Source organism: Dietzia sp. 2505 (assembly GCF_040546785.1).
In the GTDB taxonomy this organism is placed as follows: Bacteria; Actinomycetota; Actinomycetes; order Mycobacteriales; family Mycobacteriaceae; genus Dietzia.
On the sequence record NZ_JBEPON010000001.1, the window covers coordinates 67683 to 87364 of the forward strand.

19 protein-coding genes are annotated in these 19682 nt (G+C 70.6%); 12 read left to right on the forward strand and 7 right to left on the reverse strand.

Going from position 1 to position 19682, the window contains the following annotated elements; genetic code table 11:
- Positions 1-35: 35 nt before the first annotated feature.
- Positions 36-407 (reverse strand): DUF4190 domain-containing protein, encoded by a 372-nt coding sequence (locus tag ABIE38_RS00305; protein ID WP_354053483.1) that lies wholly within the window; start codon positions 405-407, stop codon positions 36-38.
- 270 nt (positions 408-677) lie between these two features.
- Between ABIE38_RS00305 and groES the strand changes: the two genes are divergently transcribed.
- The 4 genes from groES to ABIE38_RS00325 all read left to right on the forward strand — a co-directional run bounded on the left by groES (position 678) and on the right by ABIE38_RS00325 (position 4597).
- Positions 678-965, forward strand: coding sequence for a co-chaperone GroES (gene groES, locus ABIE38_RS00310; protein ID WP_354053484.1), 288 nt, complete (start codon positions 678-680; stop codon positions 963-965).
- Between the two features lie 144 nt (positions 966-1109).
- Positions 1110-2732 carry a chaperonin GroEL gene (gene groL / locus ABIE38_RS00315; RefSeq protein ID WP_354053485.1) on the forward strand — a complete coding sequence of 541 codons (1623 nt, stop codon included), beginning with the start codon at positions 1110-1112 and terminating at the stop codon, positions 2730-2732.
- 270 nt (positions 2733-3002) lie between these two features.
- Positions 3003-3584, forward strand: a complete 582-nt coding sequence (locus ABIE38_RS00320; protein WP_354053486.1) for a sigma-70 family RNA polymerase sigma factor — start codon at positions 3003-3005, stop codon at positions 3582-3584.
- Positions 3581-4597, forward strand: coding sequence for a hypothetical protein (locus tag ABIE38_RS00325; protein ID WP_354053487.1), 1017 nt, complete (start codon positions 3581-3583; stop codon positions 4595-4597). The genes ABIE38_RS00320 and ABIE38_RS00325 overlap by 4 nt, the downstream gene beginning before the upstream one ends.
- A gap of 22 nt (positions 4598-4619) precedes the next feature.
- Here ABIE38_RS00325 and ABIE38_RS00330 read toward each other — a convergent pair whose 3' ends face one another.
- Positions 4620-5042 (reverse strand): DUF5319 domain-containing protein, encoded by a 423-nt coding sequence (locus tag ABIE38_RS00330; protein ID WP_502914694.1) that lies wholly within the window; start codon positions 5040-5042, stop codon positions 4620-4622.
- Between the two features lie 111 nt (positions 5043-5153).
- Here ABIE38_RS00330 and guaB point away from each other — a divergent pair, with 111 nt between their 5' ends.
- The 3 genes from guaB (at position 5154) to ABIE38_RS00345 (ending at position 9711) form a co-directional block, all read left to right on the forward strand.
- Positions 5154-6689 carry an IMP dehydrogenase gene (guaB, locus tag ABIE38_RS00335; RefSeq protein WP_182609355.1) on the forward strand — a complete coding sequence of 512 codons (1536 nt, stop codon included), beginning with the start codon at positions 5154-5156 and terminating at the stop codon, positions 6687-6689.
- A gap of 6 nt (positions 6690-6695) precedes the next feature.
- On the forward strand, positions 6696-7835 hold the full coding sequence (locus ABIE38_RS00340; RefSeq protein WP_354053488.1) for a GuaB3 family IMP dehydrogenase-related protein: 1140 nt from the start codon (positions 6696-6698) through the stop codon (positions 7833-7835).
- Between the two features lie 88 nt (positions 7836-7923).
- The gene (locus ABIE38_RS00345) at positions 7924-9711 is read left to right on the forward strand and encodes an FAD-dependent oxidoreductase (RefSeq protein WP_354053489.1); all 1788 of its coding nucleotides are present in this window, start codon (positions 7924-7926) and stop codon (positions 9709-9711) included.
- Here the strand turns inward: ABIE38_RS00345 and ABIE38_RS00350 are convergent.
- Together ABIE38_RS00350 and ABIE38_RS00355 are read right to left on the reverse strand one after the other, a co-directional pair.
- Positions 9683-11092 (reverse strand): WS/DGAT/MGAT family O-acyltransferase, encoded by a 1410-nt coding sequence (locus ABIE38_RS00350; protein ID WP_354053490.1) that lies wholly within the window; start codon positions 11090-11092, stop codon positions 9683-9685. The two genes, ABIE38_RS00345 and ABIE38_RS00350, sit on opposite strands and share 29 nt — an antisense overlap.
- 12 nt (positions 11093-11104) lie before the next feature.
- Positions 11105-12622 carry a WS/DGAT/MGAT family O-acyltransferase gene (locus ABIE38_RS00355; protein WP_354053491.1) on the reverse strand — a complete coding sequence of 506 codons (1518 nt, stop codon included), beginning with the start codon at positions 12620-12622 and terminating at the stop codon, positions 11105-11107.
- A 160-nt stretch (positions 12623-12782) separates the two neighbouring features.
- Here ABIE38_RS00355 and guaA point away from each other — a divergent pair, with 160 nt between their 5' ends.
- Positions 12783-14369: a glutamine-hydrolyzing GMP synthase gene (gene guaA / locus ABIE38_RS00360; protein ID WP_354054056.1), complete on the forward strand. Its 1587-nt coding sequence runs from the start codon at positions 12783-12785 to the stop codon at positions 14367-14369.
- 118 nt (positions 14370-14487) lie between these two features.
- Here guaA and ABIE38_RS00365 read toward each other — a convergent pair whose 3' ends face one another.
- On the reverse strand, positions 14488-14925 hold the full coding sequence (locus ABIE38_RS00365; RefSeq protein ID WP_354053492.1) for a hypothetical protein: 438 nt from the start codon (positions 14923-14925) through the stop codon (positions 14488-14490).
- On the reverse strand, positions 14922-16139 hold the full coding sequence (locus ABIE38_RS00370; RefSeq protein WP_354053493.1) for a PspC domain-containing protein: 1218 nt from the start codon (positions 16137-16139) through the stop codon (positions 14922-14924). The genes ABIE38_RS00365 and ABIE38_RS00370 overlap by 4 nt, the downstream gene beginning before the upstream one ends.
- A 121-nt stretch (positions 16140-16260) precedes the next feature.
- Between ABIE38_RS00370 and ABIE38_RS00375 the strand changes: the two genes are divergently transcribed.
- The 3 genes from ABIE38_RS00375 (at position 16261) to ABIE38_RS00385 (ending at position 19019) form a co-directional block, all read left to right on the forward strand.
- Entirely contained in the window at positions 16261-17523 is a 1263-nt protein-coding gene (locus ABIE38_RS00375; protein ID WP_354053494.1) for an ATP-binding protein, read from the forward strand.
- Positions 17520-18284 carry a LuxR C-terminal-related transcriptional regulator gene (locus ABIE38_RS00380; RefSeq protein ID WP_354053495.1) on the forward strand — a complete coding sequence of 255 codons (765 nt, stop codon included), beginning with the start codon at positions 17520-17522 and terminating at the stop codon, positions 18282-18284. The genes ABIE38_RS00375 and ABIE38_RS00380 overlap by 4 nt, the downstream gene beginning before the upstream one ends.
- Positions 18285-18401: 117 nt before the next feature.
- Complete coding sequence (locus ABIE38_RS00385) at positions 18402-19019, forward strand: SGNH/GDSL hydrolase family protein (protein WP_354053496.1); 618 nt, start codon at positions 18402-18404, stop codon at positions 19017-19019.
- On the opposite strand, the gene ABIE38_RS00390 is transcribed toward ABIE38_RS00385, so the two are convergent.
- Entirely contained in the window at positions 19016-19417 is a 402-nt protein-coding gene (locus ABIE38_RS00390; protein ID WP_354053497.1) for a DUF6157 family protein, read from the reverse strand. The two genes, ABIE38_RS00385 and ABIE38_RS00390, sit on opposite strands and share 4 nt — an antisense overlap.
- A gap of 121 nt (positions 19418-19538) precedes the next feature.
- Here ABIE38_RS00390 and ABIE38_RS00395 point away from each other — a divergent pair, with 121 nt between their 5' ends.
- On the forward strand, positions 19539-19682 hold the full coding sequence (locus ABIE38_RS00395) for a hypothetical protein (protein ID WP_354053498.1): 144 nt from the start codon (positions 19539-19541) through the stop codon (positions 19680-19682).

The following is a 19682-nucleotide window of genomic DNA, read 5'->3' on the forward strand; positions in this document are numbered from 1 at the left end:
GATGGTGTCGAGTCGGGTGGTGTGAGGCGGGTGCCTCAGAACCCGAGCAGCGCGAGTCCGTACCCGGTGAACAGCAGCATCCCGGAAACCAGCAGGGTGATCACAGCCAGCCACAGGTAACCCACCGCGAGGGCGGTGAGGGCGAGACCGCGCCCGGCCTGTCCGGTCCGACCGATCCTGGCCAGGGCGAGATGGCCGAGCAGGACCGACGCGAGCGCGAAGACCGCGGGGAGCACGGGCAGGAACAGTCCGAGGAAGGATCCGAACACGACGTTGCCCACCGCCAACACGACCGCGGCGAGCGCCGTGCCGTTGACATCGGGGGGACCGGCGTGGGACTCGTCCCCGGGGTCCTCCGGATCCCGCCGGCCGGACGCGTCCGCGTCACCGGAGGGGGTACGGGACATGACGACGACTCCTCCCGGGGGCGGCGGGACTTCCCGCTGATCGTACGCGGGGGCCGCGCGCCTGTCGGGGTCCTGAGCCGGGTGTGTGAGGGCCGGGTGGTGTTCGCCGTCCGCGAACGGGGCCGGATCGTGCACCCGGGACACTTGAGTGCTGGCACTCGCGCATATAGAGTGCCAATAGGCATGGACCCGGTCGCGTCACCCGCGACGACGCCACCCCGGTGCCCCGCCCCCTGAACACACCAGCCATCTACACACGGAGGATCCATCGTGGCGATCAAGCCGCTTGAGGACAAGATTCTCGTCGAGGCCACCGCTGCCGAGACCACCACGGCGTCCGGCCTCGTCATCCCGGACACCGCCAAGGAGAAGCCCCAGGAGGGCACCGTCGTCGCGGTCGGCAAGGGCCGCTTCGACGAGGACGGCGACCGCATCCCCATGGACATCAAGAAGGGGGACAAGGTCATCTACTCCAAGTACGGCGGAACCGAGATCAAGTACGAGGGCAAGGAGTACCTGATCCTCTCCTCGCGCGACGTTCTCGCGGTCATCGACTGACGTGAGTCGGTACAACCCCGCCCCGGTGGCGCCGGCCAGTGTCCGGCCCGCCGGGGCGGTGGTGTCTCACCGGTGTCTCACCGGTCTTCTACGCAGTACGACCCGCCCGTCCCGAACACCCTCTTCCTTCCAGGAGTCCCATCAATGTCCAAGTTGATAGCGTTCGACGAGGAGGCCCGTAAGGGCATGCTCGCCGGTGTCGACCAACTCGCCGACACCGTCAAGGTCACGCTCGGCCCGAAGGGTCGGCACGTCGTGTTGGCCAAGGCCTTCGGTGGCCCCACCGTCACCAACGACGGTGTCTCCATCGCCCGCGAGATCGAACTCTCCGAGCCGTTCGCGAACCTCGGTGCCCAGCTGGTCAAGAGCGTCGCCACCAAGACCAACGACGTCGCCGGTGACGGCACGACCACCGCGACGGTGCTCGCGCAGGCTCTCATCCGTGAGGGGCTGCGCAACGTGGCCGCCGGATCCAACCCGATGGCCATGGGCAAGGGCATCGAGAAGGCCTCGGCCGCCGTCGTCGAGTTCCTCAAGTCCGCCGCCACCCCGGTGTCGGGGTCCGAGGGGGTGGCGCAGGTCGCCACGGTCTCCTCCCGGGACCCCGAGGTGGGCCGGATGGTCGCCGAGGCCATGGACGCCGTGGGTGTCAACGGCGTCGTGTCCGTCGAGGAATCCCAGGGCCTGCACACCGAGGTCGCCGTGACCGAGGGCATCGCCTTCGACAAGGGCTACCTCAGCCCCTACTTCGTCACCGACCCCGACGAGCAGAAGGCCATCTACGAGGACGTCCTGGTCCTGCTGCACCGCGAGAAGATCAGCTCCCTCCCGGACCTGCTCCCGCTGCTCGAGAAGGTCGCCGAGACCGGTAAGCCGCTGCTCGTCGTGGCCGAGGACGTCGACGGCGAGGCGTTGTCGACGCTGGTCGTCAACTCGATCCGCAAGACCATCAAGGTCGTCGCGATCAAGGCCCCGTTCTTCGGCGACCGCCGCAAGGCCTTCCAGGACGATCTCGCGATCGTCCTCAAGGGTCAGGTCGTCAGCCCGGACCTGGGCATGAAGCTCTCCGACTGTGGCCTCGAGGTGCTCGGGCACGCCCGCCGCGTGACCGTCTCCAAGGACGAGACGATCATCGTCGACGGCGACGGTGACCAGGCCGATGTCGACGCCCGGGTGGCGCAGCTGCGCCGCGAGGCCGAGAACACCGACTCCGACTGGGACCGCGAGAAGCTCGAGGAGCGCATCGCCAAGCTCTCCGGGGGCGTCGCGGTCATCCGCGTCGGCGCCGCCACCGAGACGGAGCTCACCGAGCGCAAGCTCCGCGTCGAGGACGCGGTCAACTCGGCCAAGGCCGCCGTCGAGGAGGGCGTGATCGCCGGAGGCGGCTCCGTGCTGGTCCAGGCGGCGGCCGCCCTCGGGCGTCTGTCCGCCGGCATCTCGGACGCCGATGAGGTCGTCGGGGTGAACGTGGTCCGCAAGGCGCTGGCGGCGCCGCTGTTCTGGATCGCCGCCAACGCGGGCGAGGACGGTTCCGTCGTGGTCAGCAAGGTCGCCGACCTCGGCCCGCGGGACGGCTTCAACGCCGCCACCGGCGAGTACGGCGACCTCGTCTCGGCGGGCATCATCGACCCGGTGAAGGTCACCCACTCGGCCGTCGTCAACGCCTGTTCCGTCGCGCGGATGGTGCTGACCACCGAGACCGCGATCGTCGAGAAGCCCGAGCAGGAGGCGCCCGGCGGGCACTCGCACGCCGGTCACTCGCACTGATCCCGTCCAGACCGGGCCCCGGTCCCGCACCCGCGGGACCGGGGCCCGCTCGTCGTCCGGCGACCGGTGATGTCGTCTCACCCGGCTCCGAGCGGTTACGCTGGGCCCTCACCGGATGACCTCCGGCACAGGGGTCGCAGAAGTATCCTGTGCCCACGCCCCGCCGGCCGCGACGGTCCGGACGTGAGACCGCGACGGTCCGGCGCCGCACCCCGACAGAAAGGCCGTGCCCCGTAGCACACCCGTGTAACGAGAGGCCCCCCTAAATCGATGACAGGTACAGCAGACGAGTTGGAACTCGCCGTCGCCGCCGCGGTCAAAGGAGACCGTTCTGCGGCCACGCGGGTACTCGAACTCGTCCGTCCCGGGGTGGTGCGGTATTGCCGCTCCCGCGTCGGGGGTGCGGAGAGGGTCAACCTTTCTGCTGACGATGTCGCACAGGAGGTGCTGATCGCGGTGCTCTCGGCGTTGCCCGGGTACCGGGATCAGGGACGTCCCTTCATGGCCTTCGTGTACGGGATCGCTGCACACAAGGTCGCGGACGCGCACCGGGGCGCCGCACGGAACAAATCGGATCCCGTCGAGTACCTCCCGGAGGTGCTCTCCACGGAGACGGGGCCGGAGGATCACATCCTCGACGGCGAGGTGGCCAGGGCGATGAGCCGACTACTGGAAACCCTGCCCGAGAAGCAGAGGGAGATCATCCGACTGCGGGTGGTCGTGGGACTCTCCGCGGAGGAGACCGCGGAGATCGTGGACAGCACGGCCGGAGCCGTGCGGGTGGCCCAACACCGGGCCATGAAGCAGCTCCGGATGAGGATCGAGCAGGATGGAGAGGAGCGATGGCGATGAACGACGACGATGTCGACCCCGGCACCCGGGACGACGCCTCCTCTCTCGATGCGCACGGTCCGGATCCGGAGGCGGTGGAGCGTGACGACGAGCTCCTGCGCGTCCTCGGGTCGGGTGACCGACCCGCCGGCACCGACGCCCTGACCGCGCTGCTCGCCGACTGGCGCGGTGAGGTCGACTCCGCACCCCTGCCCGATCTGCCGGGCGAGGAGGAGATCGAGGCCGCGCTCGCGCCGAACGTCTCCCGCCTGTGGCCCCGCCGTGGCTGGGCCAAGTCCCATGAGCATCATCACGGGCAGCGCCCCGCGTTGTGGCAGGCGGTGACCGGGGCCGCGGCCGTGGCGGCCGTCATCGTCGGCGGTCTGTCCGTCGCCGCGCACAGCGCGATGCCCGGGGATCCGCTGTGGGGCGTCTCCAAGACGATCTTCGCCGACCGTGCCGGGGAGGTGGAGCTGGTCAGCGACCTGACCGAGCACCTCGCCGCCGCGGATCTGGCAGCCCGCGAGGGCGACCGTGAGAGGGCCGAGCGTCTCCTGGACGAGGTGTCCGGCCGGCTGGACGAGGTCTCCGACGCCAGCGAGCGTGTCGAGTTGATGAAGCGCCGCGACGCGATCAGGCGTGATCTGAGCAGGGTCACGCCGAGTTCGGTCCCGTCCCCGGCACCTGCTCCGGCGCCCGCGCCCGCCCCGGCCCCCGGTCCGGGTCAGGGTCCCGCGACCCTCGTTCCCGGGGTTCCCGTGCCGCTTCCGTCGAACCTGATCCCGCCGCCGCCCCCCGGTATGCCGGTCATCCCGCTGCCGCTGGACGGACTGCGGATCTCGACGACACTGCAGATCCCGATCGACACCCAGCGGATCCAGGACTTCCTGGCGCCCACCACGGGTCGGCCGCAACCGGGTGAGGTCGACGGCACGGGCCCGGCGCCGTCACCGACGCGGACCACCGTGACACAGGTCCCGACGTCGGGACCGGCGGCCACCAGCGCTCCGGCGACCACGCAGACCACCGGCTGACCCCCTCCGCCGGTCCGGCGGGTCAGCGACGCCAGTAGAGACGACGCGGGCGCATCGTGCGCACCGCATCGGCGTATCCGCGGCAGTAGTCCCACGAGACGTAGTCGTCCGGGATGGGGTCGAACGCGGGCTCGTGGGGCAGGAGCGAGCCGTCCTCCAGGAGCTGCATGAGGTTGGCGCGGAGCATGTCCCACTCGTGGTAATGCTCCTCCGCGCAGTCCTCGCACTGCACGGCCACCCCCTTGACGCCGGTGGGGGCCAGGAGTTCGCGGAACTCCGCGAGATCGGCGAGGTCCTCCTCGATCGCCCGGCGTTCCTCGGCGTCGAGCGGCCCGGAGGGGACGCCGTCGTCCACGGGGTCGAGCCCGGCCAGTTCCGAGGTCGGATCGTCCGGATCGCCGGCGAACGGGTCGGGCGGCATTCCGTGCCGTAGGGGATCGTTCACGCTCCCACCGTACCCGTGGGCACCACCTGGCGGGGCCGACGGTTCGAGCCCGGGACCCCGGACGCACTATCCTCGGACTCCAGACCCAGACGACCCCCAGGAGGACGGCAGATGAGCGAGTCGCGAGGCCCCGTGCGCACCGGCGGCGACGATCCCACCAAGGTCGCCATGGTGGGCCTGACCTTCGACGACGTGCTGCTGCTCCCGGCCGCCTCCGAGGTGGTCCCCAGTGAGGTCGACACGAGCACCCGCCTCACCCGGGACATCACGTTGCGGGTGCCGCTCGTGTCGTCCGCGATGGACACCGTCACCGAGGCCCGGATGGCCATCTCAATGGCCCGTCAGGGCGGCATCGGGGTCCTGCACCGCAACCTCTCCGTGGCCGACCAGGCGGCCCAGGTGGACACGGTCAAGCGGTCGGAGGCGGGCATGGTCACAGATCCGGTCACCTGTGCTCCCGCCAACACCCTCGCCGAGGTCGACGAGATGTGCGCCCGCTACCGGATCTCCGGCCTGCCGGTGACCGACGAGCGGGGCGAACTCGTGGGCATCATCACCAACCGGGACATGCGGTTCGAGGTGGACAAGTCGCGGCGGGTCGACGAGGTCATGACCCGTGCACCGCTGGTCGTCGCGCGGGAGGGTGTGACGGCGGAGGCCGCCCTAGGGCTCCTGCGCCGCCACAAGATCGAGAAGCTGCCGATCGTGGACGGCGACGGTCGGCTCACCGGGCTCATCACGGTCAAGGACTTCGTCAAGACGGAGAAGCACCCGGACGCCACCAAGGACTCCGACGGTCGACTGCGAGTGGCCGCGGCGATCGGGACCGGTGAGGACGCCTGGCAGCGCGCCGGGACCCTCACGGACGCCGGAGTGGACGTCCTCGTCGTCGACACCGCCCACGCCCACAACCGCAACGCGCTCGAGATGGTCGCCCGCGTCAAGCGTGAGCTCGGCGACCGCGTCCAGGTGATCGGCGGAAACCTCGCCACCCGCGGCGCGGCCCAGGCCATGATCGATGCGGGCGCGGACGCGATCAAGGTCGGCATCGGTCCCGGCTCCATCTGCACCACCCGCGTCGTCGCGGGGGTGGGGGCCCCGCAGATCACCGCGATCCTCGAGGCCTCCGTGGCGGCCCATGCCGCGGGCGTCCCCGTGATCGCCGACGGCGGCATGCAGTACTCGGGGGACGTGGCCAAGGCGATCGCGGCCGGGGCGTCGGCGTGCATGTTCGGTTCGCTGCTCGCGGGCTGCACCGAGTCGCCCGGGGAGCTGATCTTCGTGGACGGCAAGCAGTACAAGGTCTACCGGGGGATGGGATCGGTCGGCGCGATGCGCGGCCGGGGCAAGCCGGGGCAGGAGAAGTCGTTCTCCAAGGACCGGTACTTCCAGGATGACGTGCTGTCCGAGGAGAAACTCGTCCCCGAGGGGATCGAGGGACGGGTGCCGTACCGCGGCGACGTCGCGCAGGTCCTGCACCAGCTCACCGGCGGACTGCGCGCGGGGATGGGGTACACGGGATCGGCCACGATCCCGGACATGAACCGCGCCCAGTTCGTCCAGATCACGGCGGCGGGGCTCAAGGAGAGCCACCCCCACGCGATCCAGATGACCGTCGAGGCCCCCAACTACAACGTCAAGGACTGAGGGCGCGTGCGCAACGTCGTGGAGATCGGAATGGGCCGTGAGGCCCGACGGATGTACGGGCTCGGCGAAGTGGACATCGTCCCCTCCCGACGCACCCGCAGCTCCAAGGAGGTGTCGACGGCCTGGCAGATCGACGCCTATCGGATGGACCTGCCCGTGATGACCCACCCGACCGACGCGGTGGTCTCACCCGAGTCGGCCGTGGAGTTCTCGAGGTTGGGCGGCCTGGCCGTCCTCAACGGAGAGGGCCTGTGGGCGCGCCACCAGGATCCGGAGGCGGCGATCGCCGAGCTGCGCGAGCTCGCTCTGGAGGACGTGACCGGCCACCGGGCGGTGGCGCGTCTCCAGGAGCTGCACCGCGCCCCGATCGACCGCGAGCTGCTCGCGGCGGCCGTCCGGCGGATCCGGGACGAGGGTGGCACGGTCGCGGTCCGGGTGTCCCCCCAGCACGCGCGCGACCTCACGCCTGGTCTCGTCGCGGCCGGGATCGACCTGCTCGTCGTACAGGGCACCATCATCTCCGCCGAACACGTGAGTGGCGAGGACGAGCCGCTGAACCTCAAGGACTTCATCCACGAGCTCGACGTGCCGGTGATCGCCGGCGGTGTGGTGGACTACAAGACCGCCCTGCACCTCATGCGCACGGGCGCGGCCGGAGTGATCGTGGGTTACGGCGGCGTCGAGGGGGTCACCACCACCGGCTCCGTGCTCGGTATGGAGGTCCACATGGCCACCGCGATCGCCGATGCTGCGGCCGCGCGGCGTGACTATCTGGACGAGACCGGTGGCCGGTACGTCCATGTACTCGCCGACGGAGACATCTACACCTCGGGTGACATCGCCCGTGCGGTGGCGTGCGGCGCCGACGCGGTGGTGTTGGGTCCGCTGTTGGCCGGGTCGTTGGAGTCCCCGGGGCGGGGTGTGTACTGGGACGCCGTGTCCGCCCATCCCAAGGTCCCCCGTGGACACGTGGCGGAGATCGACGACGAGACGGCCCTGGCGCCCCTGGCCGAGGTCCTGGAGGGGCCGACGAGCGTGCCGGACGGAACCCGGAACCTGATGGGCGGCCTCCGTCGCGCGATGGCCAAGTGCGGGTACTCGGACGTCAAGGGATTCCAGAAGGTGGACCTGTCCGTCCGCCCCTGACGCGGTGGACAAAACGGGAGCTACTGTCGGGTAGGTTCTCGGTGCTCGGGTACTGTGACCCACACCTCGACCACCAGGGAGCCCCACCATGACGACATCGACGCCGTCGCCCTCGACCACCACCTCCACCGCGAACACCGACACCGACGTCGTCGTCATCGGGTCCGGATTCGGCGGAAGCGTCACAGCCCTGCGCCTGACGGAGAAGGGGTACCGCGTCACGGTGATCGAGGCGGGCCGGCGCTTCGCCGACGAGGACTTCGCCAAGACCTCGTGGCGGCTCAACAAGTTCGTGTTCGCCCCCAAGCTGGGACTGTTCGGGGTCCAGCGAGTGCACATGCTGCGTGACGTCCTCGTGATGGCCGGTGCCGGAGTGGGCGGTGGTTCGCTCAACTACGCCAACACGCTGTACAAGCCGCCGGCCCCGTTCTTCAACGATCCCCAGTGGGCGCACATCACTGACTGGGACGCAGAGCTGTCCCCGTTCTACGACCAGGGGCGCCGGATGCTCGGCGTGGTCACCAACCCCACACACACCCACTCCGACACGATCGTCAAGGAGGTCGCACGGGACATGGGGGCGGAGGACACCTTCGTCTACACGCCGGTCGGAGTCTTCTTCGGCGAGAAGACCGGTGGCGAGGGCAAGCCGGGCGAGACGGTATCCGACCCCTATTTCGGTGGCGTGGGTCCGGACCGTACGGCCTGCATCGAGTGCGGTGAGTGCATGACCGGCTGCAGACACGGTGCCAAGAACACGCTCGTCAAGAATTACCTCGGGTTGGCCGAGCGGGCGGGCGCCCGGGTGTTGGACCGGACCACGGTCAGCGGCCTGCGTGAGCGCGCCGACGGTACGTGGGAGGTCACACTGGAGCGCTCCGGCGCCTGGACCAGGTGGGGCAAGCGGGCCACCTCCATGACAGCCGCGCACGTGGTGGTAGCAGCTGGGACCTGGGGCACCCAGCATCTTCTGCACTACTCCAAGGACGAGGGCGCGCTGCCGCGACTCTCGAATGCCATGGGCAAGCTCACCCGCACCAACTCGGAGTCGATCCTCGGCGCCCTGAGCAAGAACTACAATCCGGAGCAGGACTTCTCCGAGGGTGTGGCCATCACGTCGTCGTTCCATCCCCGTTCCGACACCCACGTCGAGCCCGTCCGCTACGGCAAGGGGTCCAACGCCATCTCGGTGCTGCAGACCCTGCTGACCGACGGTGACGGCGACGGTCCCCGCTGGCGCACGCTCCTGAGCGAGGTCCGCCGCCAGCCGTCGGACTTCTTCCAGTTGTTCAACTCGCGCCGGTGGAGCCAGCGCACGGTGATCGTGCTGGTCATGCAGAACCTGGACAACTCGCTCCAGACCTTCGTCAAGCGCTTCGGGCCGTTCCGGTACGTCTCCAGCAAGCAGGGCCACGGCGAGCCCAACCCGACGTGGATCCCCGCCGGCAACGAGGCCACCCGGCGGATTGCCGACAAGATCGGTGGCTTGGCCGGCGGCACGTGGGGCGATATCGTCAACATGCCGATGACCGCGCACTTCCTGGGCGGCTGCGCGATCTCTGATTCGCCCGAGAACGGCGTGGTGGACCCCTACCACCGGGTGTGGAACTACCCGACGATGCACATCGTGGACGGGTCCGCGATCTCCGCGAACCTCGGGGTGAACCCCGCACTGAGCATCACCGCGCAGGCCGAGCGGGCCATGTCGTTGTGGCCCAACAAGGGAGAGGCCGACCCCCGGCCCGCGCAGGGCGAGCCCTATGAGCGCGTGAACCCGGTGGCGCCCGTGTCGCCGGTCGTTCCCGAGGCGGCGCCCGGTGCGCTCCGTCTACCGATCGTCGGGGTCTCTAGTGGGGGTGTTCCCGCTCGCGCGTGAGCTCGACCAGCTCCTCGAGTCCGGCCCGGATCCCACGAGCGATCACGTCCGGGTCGGGCACGAGGTGCTCGCACGAGATCACGCCCAGGTCGAGGTGGCCGTCGATCGACACGCTGGTCACCGACAGGCCCGCACCGTGTAGCAGCGGGCCGAAGGGGTGCATGTGGGTGATCCGTGCGCCGAGGAAGTAGAGCGGTTTGCGGGGCCCGGGCACGGTGGAGATGATCAGGTTGTAGATCACCGGGTGGACGTCGGCCAGTCTGAGCGCCTCGTACACCCGCATGCCCGCGTCGAGGAGGCCGCGGGGGCTCATCCGGCCCCAGTTGTCCAGCAGGGCCGGCCGGATACTCCCGGCCTGCTCCTTGGCGGTTGCCGATGCGGCGACTATCCGGTGGTACCGCTCCACGGGATCGAGCAGATCCGAGGCGAGGGACGCGAACATCGCCGAGACCTGGTTCGCGCCGCCGGTCGCCAGGTCCGTGCGGGTGGACATGGGGACGATCGCGACCATCGACGAGTCCGGGGCGTCGCCGTGGTCCTCGAGGTAGGACCGGACCGCGCCGCCGACCAGGGTGAGCAGGACGTCGTTGACCGTGCCGCCCAGGCGCGTGGTGACCTGCTTGACGGCCGCCAGGTCGAGCGTCGCCGTGGCCACCGCGCGGTGCGGGGTGAGGGAGTGGTTGAACAGGGTCCGCAGCGCCGTGAAGGGAGCGGGCATGGACTGTCCGCCGCCCGTCCGGCCCCGGGCCCGCTTCATCGCCGCCGGGACGGACAGGGTCTCGGGCAGGAGGCGGAGGAACGCCAGGGGTCGGCCGATCAGGTCGCGCGCGCCCCCGGCGATGAGCTGGACGGTGTTGGCGCGACCGACGTGGGTGCGCACCAGTTCGGGATCCTGGGTGGGCGTGGATGCGTCCGTGGCTGCGAGGGTGGCGAGCAGTTCGGCACCCAGCATGCCGTCGATGAGCGCGTGGTGGACCCGGCAGAACGCGGTGACGGTGGGGGCGGCCGGATCGCCGCGCTCGATGATCCACACCTGCCACAGCGGGTGGGAGCGGTCCAGTGGTGTCGAGGCGAGTCGCCCGCACGTGGCCAGTAGGTCGTCCTCGCTCCCGTCCGGACCGAGCGTGATCCGGTGGACGTGGCGGGTGATGTCGAAGTCGAAGTCCTCCACCCACGCCGGGTGTCCCAGGTTCAGACGGGAGTCGTGGATCCTGCGCCGGAACGGCGGGATGGCCTTGACCCGCCGGGCGAGCCCGGACCGGAGGCGCTCGAAGGAGTACCCCTCGTCGATGGTGGAGACGTCGAGGTGCACCACCCCGTTGATCACCATCATCTGCTCGTCGGTCTCGAGATACAGGAAGCTGGCGTCGAGGCCGCTCATCCGCTCCACGGGTCACCCCTCCTCGGTCATCGTGGACCCCGGCCGGGTCGTCCCGGTGTCCCCGGCCCCGGCCGCCGTCTCCCGGGTCAGTTCGAGCAGACGGTCCATCGAGTCCCTCAGCCCGGTGGCGAACAGTTCGGGGTCGGGCACGAGGTGTTCGCACGCGTTGATCCCCACGTCCAGCTGGTCGCCCAGGGACATGGCGGTGACGGACAATCCGGAGCCGTGCATCAACGGACCCAGCGGATACATGTGCTTGACCCGCGCGCCGAGGAAGTTCAGCTCTCCCCTGGGGCCGGGGAAGTTGGAGACGGTGAGGTTGTGCACGACCGGGTGCAGATCGGCGAGGTGGAAATCGCCGTACAGGCGCATGAGCAGAGACAGGGGCGCGGCCGGGGCCAGGTTCGCCAGGTCCTGGATGAAGTCCGGCCGCATCCCGCTCTTCGTCTGCTTCTTGCCCCGTCGGGTGCGCGCGGACACCGCCCGCAGACGCTCGAGCGGATCCTGAATGTCGGTCCCCAGGGAGGCGAACAACACGGTCACCCTGTTGTTGCCCTGGGGCCCGTCGTCCCCGCGGGTGGAGACGGGGACCACGGCGATGAGTGGCTTCTCGGGGAGATCGTCGTGGAATCGCAGGTATCGACGGAGTCCGCCGCCCACCACGGACAGGAACACATCGTTGACGGTCACCCCGAAGGCGGTCTTGACCTCCTTCATCTCCGACATGTCGAGCGTGGTGCCCCAGACCGCCCGGTGCGGGGTGATCGTCGCGTTGAACCGGGTCCTCGGGGCGGTGAACGGCGCAGCCCTGGGGATCGGGACGTGGCCGGCCTCCTCGGTGAGGTCCGGTTTCTCCTCCGCGGTCTCCTCCTCCAGGGCCATCTTCTCCGCCGTCGCCCTGCGCAACCGGAGCGGCAGCATCGCGGCCTCGGGGAGCAGTCGCGCGATGGCGAGTGGGCGTCGTACGTAGAAATCCCACAGCCCACCGGTGACCAACTGGATCGGGTTGGCGCCACCGGCCTGGATCCGCACGAGGTCGAGGTCGCGGGAGGAGGGCTTCTGCCCCGCGGCACTGAGCTTGCGCAGGATCGCTGCGCTGCTCGTGCCATCGAGCAGTGCGTGGTGGGCACGGAAGAAGACGGCCACGGTGTCCGGCGCGGACAAGTCCTCGAGCACCCACATCTCCCAGAGCGGCCTCGACCGGTCCAGCGGGCGACTGCTGATGGTCCCGCACATCTCGAACACGGCGTTCTCGTCACCCGGGGCGTCCACCTCGACGCGACGGACGTGCTCGGTCACGTCGAGGTCGTACTCCTCCACCCACGCGGGGTGCCCGAGGTTGAGAAGGGAGTCGTAGATCTTGCGGCGGAACTCGGGGATCTCCTTGACGCGCCGCGCGAGCTCCGTCCGGAGCCGCTCGAAGGAGTACTCGAACTCCAGTCCGGAGACGTCGATGACGAGGATCCCGCCCACCACGAGTTTCTGTTGCGAGGTTTCCAGGTACAGCAGGCTCGCGTCGAAGCCGGTCATCCTCTCCATCGGTGCCCCCCATTGATGGTGTCGGCCACACGCCTCGGCCGTGATGCGCTCCATTGTGAACACCCCGGGGGCGGAAGTGGCCGAGTTCGGCGGAGCGGCCACGGGGCCTAGACTCTGGTCCGTGGCCGAGAACGCACAGACCGACTCCCAGATCACCGCCGGATCCACAGGAGCCCCCGCCCCGCCGCGGCCGGTGCTCGTCGTGGACTTCGGCGCCCAGTACGCGCAGCTCATCGCGCGACGGGTGCGCGAGGCGCGGATCTACTCCGAGGTGATCCCGCACACCGCGACGGTGGAGGAGATCCGCGACAAGGACCCGGTCGCCCTGATCCTGTCCGGGGGGCCGGCCAGCGTCTACGCCGACGGTGCCCCCGCGCTCGATCCGGCAGTGCTCGAGCTCGGGTTGCCGGTCTTCGGCATCTGTTATGGCTTCCAGTCCATGGCGGGTGCGCTGGGGGGCGAGGTCGCACACACGGGCAACCGCGAATACGGGCGCACCGAGGTGGGCGTGTCCGGTGGGGTGCTGCACGCAGGACTGCCCGCGACCCATCCGGTGTGGATGAGTCACGGCGACGCGGTCACGTCGGCTCCCGAGGGGTTCACGGTGACCGCCTCGTCCGCCGGCGCCCCGGTCGCGGCGTTCGAGTGCGTCGACCGACGGATGGCCGGCGTCCAGTACCACCCCGAGGTCCTGCACTCGCCCCACGGGCAGCAGGTGCTCACCCGGTTTCTCACCGAGATCGCGGGCCTGCAGCCGACGTGGACCGCGTCCAACATCGCGGAGCAGCTCGTGGAGGCCGTCCGGGACCAGATCGGTGAGGGCCGCGCGATCTGCGGTCTGTCCGGCGGCGTGGACTCCGCCGTGGCGGCCGCGCTGGTCCAGCGGGCGATCGGTGACCGGCTCACCTGCGTCTTCGTGGATCACGGGCTGCTGCGCGCGGGGGAGCGGGAGCAGGTGGAGAACGACTTCGTCGCCGCCACCGGCGCCCGCCTGATCACCCTGGACGACTCCGAGACGTACCTCGGTCACCTGGCCGGGGTCACCGATCCGGAGACCAAGCGCAAGATCATCGGCCGCGAGTTCATCCGGTCGTTCGAGCGGGCCGTGACCCAGGCCCTCGAGCTCCAGGGAGAGGACGCCGGTTCGGTGGACTTCCTCGTCCAGGGGACCCTCTACCCGGACGTCGTCGAGTCCGGCGGCGGCGCGGGGACGGCCAACATCAAGAGCCACCACAACGTGGGCGGCCTGCCGGACGACATCGAGTTCTCCCTCGTGGAGCCGCTGCGCCTGCTGTTCAAGGACGAGGTCCGCGCCGTGGGCCGGGAACTCGGGCTGCCGGAGGCGATCGTCGGGCGACACCCCTTCCCCGGCCCGGGCCTGGCCATCCGGATCGTCGGCGCCGTCGATCAGGATCGGCTGGACACCCTGCGCGCGGCGGACGCGATCGCGCGCGAGGAGATGACCGCCGCCGGGCTCGACGCCTCGGTGTGGCAGTGCCCGGTCGTGCTGTTGGCCGACGTGCGCTCGGTGGGAGTCCAGGGCGACGGCCGTACCTACGGTCACCCGATCGTGCTGCGCCCGGTGAGCTCCGAGGACGCCATGACCGCGGACTGGACGCGCGTGCCGTACGAGACGCTCGCCCTGATCTCCAACCGCATCACCAACGAGGTCCCGGACGTCAACCGGGTCGTGCTGGACGTGACCAGCAAGCCGCCGGGCACCATCGAGTGGGAGTGAGCCGGGCGCACGCCTGACGCGGCGATATCCGCCCCCGTCGATGTACTCTCGCCGCCGCCGGAGCGCACGCGCGGGTTCATCGACGGGAGCGGATGTGGGGGATCCGCTCCGGGGGTGGTCAGCGTCTCATGACCATCGCCAGACCGACCAGGACCAGCAGTACCAGTGACGCGGTGATCACCACGGTCGTCGTGATCACCGGCGCGCCCAGGATCGCCCACACGGCGACCCCCAGCGAGAGCAGTCCGGCCACCGCGAGCACCGGCGATCCAGAACGCTCGCGCCGCGCCACGACGTCCGTCGCGGGCTCGGGCTCGTAGGCGACCCCGTACCCGGGGGAGGCGCCGTACCCGGTGGGGGCCCCGTACGCGGGGGCGACGCCGTACCCGAACCCCTGCGGGTCGGTGAAGCCGGTGCCGTAGGGGAGTGGGTCGTGGAGCGGCTGGTCGGGGCGGGTGGTGGTGTCGGAGTGAAGGTCGTGGCTGGTCATCTCGTTGCTCCCGGTGGGTTGCGGGTCGGTGGGATCGGTCTGGTCGTCGTCGGGCCGGGCGCTCACGGTGTCACCACTATGCTGCCGACGCCGGTGTACACGCTGAGGGTCAGGACGGGGCCGGAGGCATCGCCGGACAGGCCGCTCGGGCAGTCCGCGCTCCCGATGTCGGTGGTGCAGTTCGTGTTCACCGCGACCCCGTCGGGCAGCAGCACCTGCACCTCACCGACGTTGTTGGCGATGCTGTAGCTGCGGTCGCGGTCCAATTCCAGCTCGCGCATGTCCACGGTGATGCTGCCGACCTGGTGGTTGATCGGGGCGTCCAACTGCGCGGGGTCGGTGATCTCGATCAGCTGCTCGCCGGTGCCCTCCCAGCCGCCCTCGGGCACGTGGACCAGGGAGGCGAGCAGGACGAAGCCGGCGAGCGGGCCGGCGACGACCAGCAGTCCGTGTCCCCGGCGGGTGACGGCGCCGACGAGCAGTCCGCCGGCCACCACGGCGAGCGCGATCGCGGCGATCCTCGTGGCGTCGAGCCAGACCACCCCGCCCAGGGTGGCCAGTCCCGCGGCCACCGCCACCGCGATGAGGGCCAGGCCGAGAGTGACCTTGGTCAGCCGGGACCGGGGACGGGACGGCCGCGGTGCGGGCGGGGGCGTGGTCCCGGGGTCGGGCAGGTCCCAGGCGAACGGCGCGGCGCCGAGGGGGTCCCAGGAGGGCGGGACCGGCGGGCCGTAGGGGGCGTCGGGTCCGGAGCCCGGTTCCTGCGACGCCCCGGTGGTACGGCTGGTCCCGGCCCGCGTCGGCTGTGGTCGAACGGCCGACACCTCGGACCACCCGGTGGGTGGCACGGGGGTGCGGCGGTGAAGGCCGTACCAGCCGGCGAGCATGGCGACGCCCATGAGGAAACCGGCCCCCACCACGAGGCTCTCCCCGGAACCGCCGAAGGTGGGTGCGCTGAGGAGGACGACGACGACGAGGACCGCGGCCGTGATCCTGGAACCGGATGCCCGGCCCTTCCCGATCAGCGCCTCCCCCTTGGAGACCTCGTCTCCGGCGGAGCGCAGGAGCAGCCACAACAGTGCGTACAGGAACACCCCGGCCCCGCCCCAGAGTGCGGCGATGACAAAGGCGATGCGGAAGAGGACGGGGTCCACCCCGTAGCGACGGCCGAAGCCGCCACAGACGCCGGCGATCTTGGCGTCGTCCGGGGTCCGGACGGGTCGGGTCCGCCACAGGGAGCGGAGCTCTGATGGGACGTCGTGGGTGCTGGTGCTGGACATGACTCCATCGTGGTGGGCGGGCCGAGTTTCCACATCGGGGGCCGACCCTGATATCCGGACCCCGGGATTCTCGGGGTCGACCCCCGATGCGCCCCGGGTCGCGATCTGTGACCATTGCGGTATGAGTGAGAACGCGACCGATCAGGTATCGGCCCCCGCGCCGCGACCGCCGGTCGCTCCACGGCCGCCCGTGGCCGCCGTGCAGCCGGCCGGGTTCCGGTGGTACCCGCCGCTGACCAGGATCTCCGACGGGTCCGTCGTCGCCGGCGTGTGCGCGGGTCTCGCGGCCCATCTGGGGGTGCGGGTCACCCATGTGCGCCTGGCGATGGTGCTGCTCGCCACCCTGTCCGGCGCGGGTGTGCTGTTCTATTCCGCCCTGTGGGCTCTGACCCCGTCGGCGCGGGCGCCTGAGGGGACCGCCTCCGCGGACGCACGGGAGCGGCGGCGTGGCATGGCCCTCGCGGTCGTGGCCCTGGTGGGGTCGGTGCTGTCGTTCATGGTGACCACCGCGACCGGACTGCACGTGATCGTGCCCGTCCTGATCGTGGCCCTGGGGGCCGGGCTGGTCTGGCAGCAGTACGACGGCGGGGGGCGCGTGGCTCCCCGGTCCGTCTTCGACTGGGCCAGGGTCACCACCGGTGCCACCCTCGTCGTCGTCGGACTCGCCGTCGTCGTGCTGGGGCAGGTCGAGTTCGCCGCCCTGCGGTCGTCCTTCCTGGCTGTGTTGGCGACCCTCGTCGGAGTGGTGCTGCTCAGCGTCCCGGTGGGGCTGAGGTTGTGGCGGTCCCTCGAGGAGGAGCGTGCGGCCCGCATCCGTGAGGCCGAGCGCAGCGACATCGCCTCGCACCTCCACGACTCCGTGCTGCAGACGCTCGCTTTGATCCAGAAGCGGTCCGACGACCCCGCCCAGGTCTCGCGGCTGGCCCGTCGGCAGGAGCGCGAGCTGAGGCAGTGGCTCTTCGGGGCCGGGTCGCGCATGTCCTCGGGCGCGGCCACCGTCGCCGGGGCCGTCGAGGTGATCGTCGGGGACGTCGAGGACGCCTACGGTCTGCGCGTGGACCAGGTGGTGGTGGGCGGGGACGGCCCGGCGGGCGACGCCGAGGAGGCGGTGCTGGGCGCCGTCCGCGAGGCCCTGGTCAACGTGGCCAAGCACGCCGACGTCGACACCGCCGACGTGTTCGTGGAGAACGACGGTCAGGTGCTCAGCGCCTTCGTCCGGGACCGCGGCTGCGGCTTCGACCCCGACGACGTGGGCGATGATCGTCACGGGTTGTCCCAGTCCATCCGGCACCGGGTCGAGAGCCGGGGCGGCAGCGTGACGGTGCGCAGTACGCTCGGTCGCGGAACCGAGATCGGGATCGAGATGCCGCTGGAGGGCGAATGACGGACGAGCCGGTGGGTGGCGTCAGGGTGTGCAGGGTGTTCCTCGTCGACGACCACGCGGTGTTCCGCAGCGGTGTCCGGGCCGAACTCGCCGGCCAGACCGGCATCGAGGTGGTGGGCGAGGCGGGGTCGGTGGCCGAGGCCGTCGCCGGTATCGGTCGGGTCCGGCCCGACGTGGTGCTGCTCGACGTGCACATGCCCGATGGTGGCGGGGTGGCCGTCCTGCGCTCGGTGCTGGGCGCCGACCCGAGTGGCGCCCCCGCCACGTCCGGCACGGCCGACGCAGCCGCCACGTCCGATGCATCCGGCACGTCCGATGCACCCGTGTCCACCTTCCTCGCACTGAGTGTCTCCGACGCCGCGGAGGACGTGATCGCCGTCATCCGCGGCGGGGCGCGCGGATACGTCACCAAGACCATCTCCGGTGGGGAGCTCGCCGACGCCGTGCGCCGCGTGGCCGACGGGGACGCGGTGTTCTCCCCGCGCCTGGCCGGGTTCGTCCTGGACGCGTTCGCCCGCGCCGCCCCGGGCCTCCAGGAGCGGGGTGAGCCCGTCCACGACCCGGAGGTCGACTCCCTCACTCCGCGGGAGAAGGAGGTGCTGCGGTTGTTGGCGCGCGGGTACACCTACAAGGAGATCGCCGAGAAGCTGTTCATCTCGGTCAAGACCGTGGAGACGCACGCCTCCAACGTGCTGCGCAAGACCCAGCAGTCCAACCGGCACGCGCTGACCCGCTGGGCGCAGTCCCGCCACCTGGACTGACGTTCGCCGCCCCTCCCGGCGCGCCTGTTCGTCGCGAAGAGCGTTCCGCACACATCGTCCGGGAGTGGGGTGTGCGGAACGCTCTTGGCGTTGACGCGGGCCAGCTACCGTGGCGTCGTGAGCGAACCGCGCGACCTCCCCGTCTGCATCATCGGTGACTCCTTCGTGGCCGGGTACGGCGACGAGACCGGCCGTGGATGGACCGCGCACCTGGTCGAGGAGGGCGCCGGGGCGGGCCTGAGCCTCCACACCACCGTCGCGGGGATCGGCGGGGACACCTCCGAGATGATCCTGGCCCGTTGGGACGAGGTCGACCGCCGGCGGGCCGCGTTCCCGACCACTGCGGTGATCGCGGAGTTCGGGGTCAACGACGTGATGGAGCACGAGGGGGCCCTCCGCGTCGAGGAAGCGGGCACGGTCTCGGCCCTGCGGGGGATGATCGCCCGCGCTCCCGAGGGGCGGTTCCTGGTGGTGGGACCGCCACCGGTCATGTGGGAGCAGGTCAACGAGCGGATCGCCGCCCGTGCCGCGGCCATGGCCGCGGTGTGCGCGGAGGCCGGGGTGCCGTTCGTGCCGACCTTCGACTCCCTGCGGCCCGGCGGCGCGTGGATGCGCGAGGTCACCGCCGGCGACGGGGCACACCCCGGCCCCGGCGGGTACGAGGAGTTCGCCCGCCTCATCTCCGGCCCGGTGCTCGGGTGGCTGCGTTCCCTGCCGGACGTGGAGCCGGGTTAGCGGGAACTCTTCATGGCGGTCCTGATCGTCACGGACGGGTCGGCCTGCAGTTCGGCCAGCCGGTTCGACCCCATGGGCAGCAGCGCGATCCTCCCGCCGGAGTCGAAGTGCATCGCCCAGCCGTACGTCTTGGTGAGCGGGGAGGTGCGCAGGCACGGTTGGCCCTTGGAGAAGAATCGCTCGCGTTCGGCCGCACGGTCGGCCTCCCCGATGCCCTTGCGAGCGCAGTGGACGTCGAAGATCAGGTCGTCGCTCGTCCAGGTGTAGTCCGCACCCGAGAGTCTCTCGTACTGCAACTCGGCGATCGAGCGTTTCCCGGACGGCGGCGCAGTGGCCGTCTCGGCCCGGGTGTCGGGCGCGGGCAGGATCAGTGTGTCGGTGTAGTCGGTGCTGTGCATGGCGCTCATTCCTGTTACCGCGGTGAACGCGGGGGTGTGTCCTCCGGTCGCGGTCGGTGCCGGTGGTCTCCGGTAATCTGAGTATCGCCGCACGCCCCGTACGGCGGCAGGAGGATGAATCATGACGAGTCCGCAGAACCCTGACCGCACCGGCGAGCATTCCGAGGAGCCCACGGAGAAGGCCCGGTATGACCATGACGACGCGGTCGCCGACGAGTGGGGCGACGAGTCGTTCCCGGCCAGCGATCCCCCCGCGACCCCCTGA

What these genes read in the sequence shown, in the direction of transcription:
- ABIE38_RS00305 (WP_354053483.1), bottom strand. Translation starts at nt 407, where the DNA reads ATGTCCCGTACCCCCTCCGGTGACGCGGACGCGTCCGGCCGGCGGGAT.
- groL (WP_354053485.1), top strand. Translation starts at nt 1,110, where the DNA reads ATGTCCAAGTTGATAGCGTTCGACGAGGAGGCCCGTAAGGGCATGCTC.
- ABIE38_RS00320 (WP_354053486.1), top strand. Translation starts at nt 3,003, where the DNA reads ATGACAGGTACAGCAGACGAGTTGGAACTCGCCGTCGCCGCCGCGGTC.
- ABIE38_RS00325 (WP_354053487.1), top strand. Translation starts at nt 3,581, where the DNA reads ATGAACGACGACGATGTCGACCCCGGCACCCGGGACGACGCCTCCTCT.
- guaB (WP_182609355.1), top strand. Translation starts at nt 5,154, where the DNA reads ATGAGCGAGTCGCGAGGCCCCGTGCGCACCGGCGGCGACGATCCCACC.
- ABIE38_RS00345 (WP_354053489.1), top strand. Translation starts at nt 7,924, where the DNA reads ATGACGACATCGACGCCGTCGCCCTCGACCACCACCTCCACCGCGAAC.
- ABIE38_RS00350 (WP_354053490.1), bottom strand. Translation starts at nt 11,092, where the DNA reads ATGAGCGGCCTCGACGCCAGCTTCCTGTATCTCGAGACCGACGAGCAG.
- ABIE38_RS00355 (WP_354053491.1), bottom strand. Translation starts at nt 12,622, where the DNA reads ATGACCGGCTTCGACGCGAGCCTGCTGTACCTGGAAACCTCGCAACAG.
- ABIE38_RS00370 (WP_354053493.1), bottom strand. Translation starts at nt 16,139, where the DNA reads ATGTCCAGCACCAGCACCCACGACGTCCCATCAGAGCTCCGCTCCCTG.
- ABIE38_RS00375 (WP_354053494.1), top strand. Translation starts at nt 16,261, where the DNA reads ATGAGTGAGAACGCGACCGATCAGGTATCGGCCCCCGCGCCGCGACCG.
- ABIE38_RS00380 (WP_354053495.1), top strand. Translation starts at nt 17,520, where the DNA reads ATGACGGACGAGCCGGTGGGTGGCGTCAGGGTGTGCAGGGTGTTCCTC.
- ABIE38_RS00390 (WP_354053497.1), bottom strand. Translation starts at nt 19,417, where the DNA reads ATGCACAGCACCGACTACACCGACACACTGATCCTGCCCGCGCCCGAC.
- ABIE38_RS00395 (WP_354053498.1), top strand. Translation starts at nt 19,539, where the DNA reads ATGACGAGTCCGCAGAACCCTGACCGCACCGGCGAGCATTCCGAGGAG.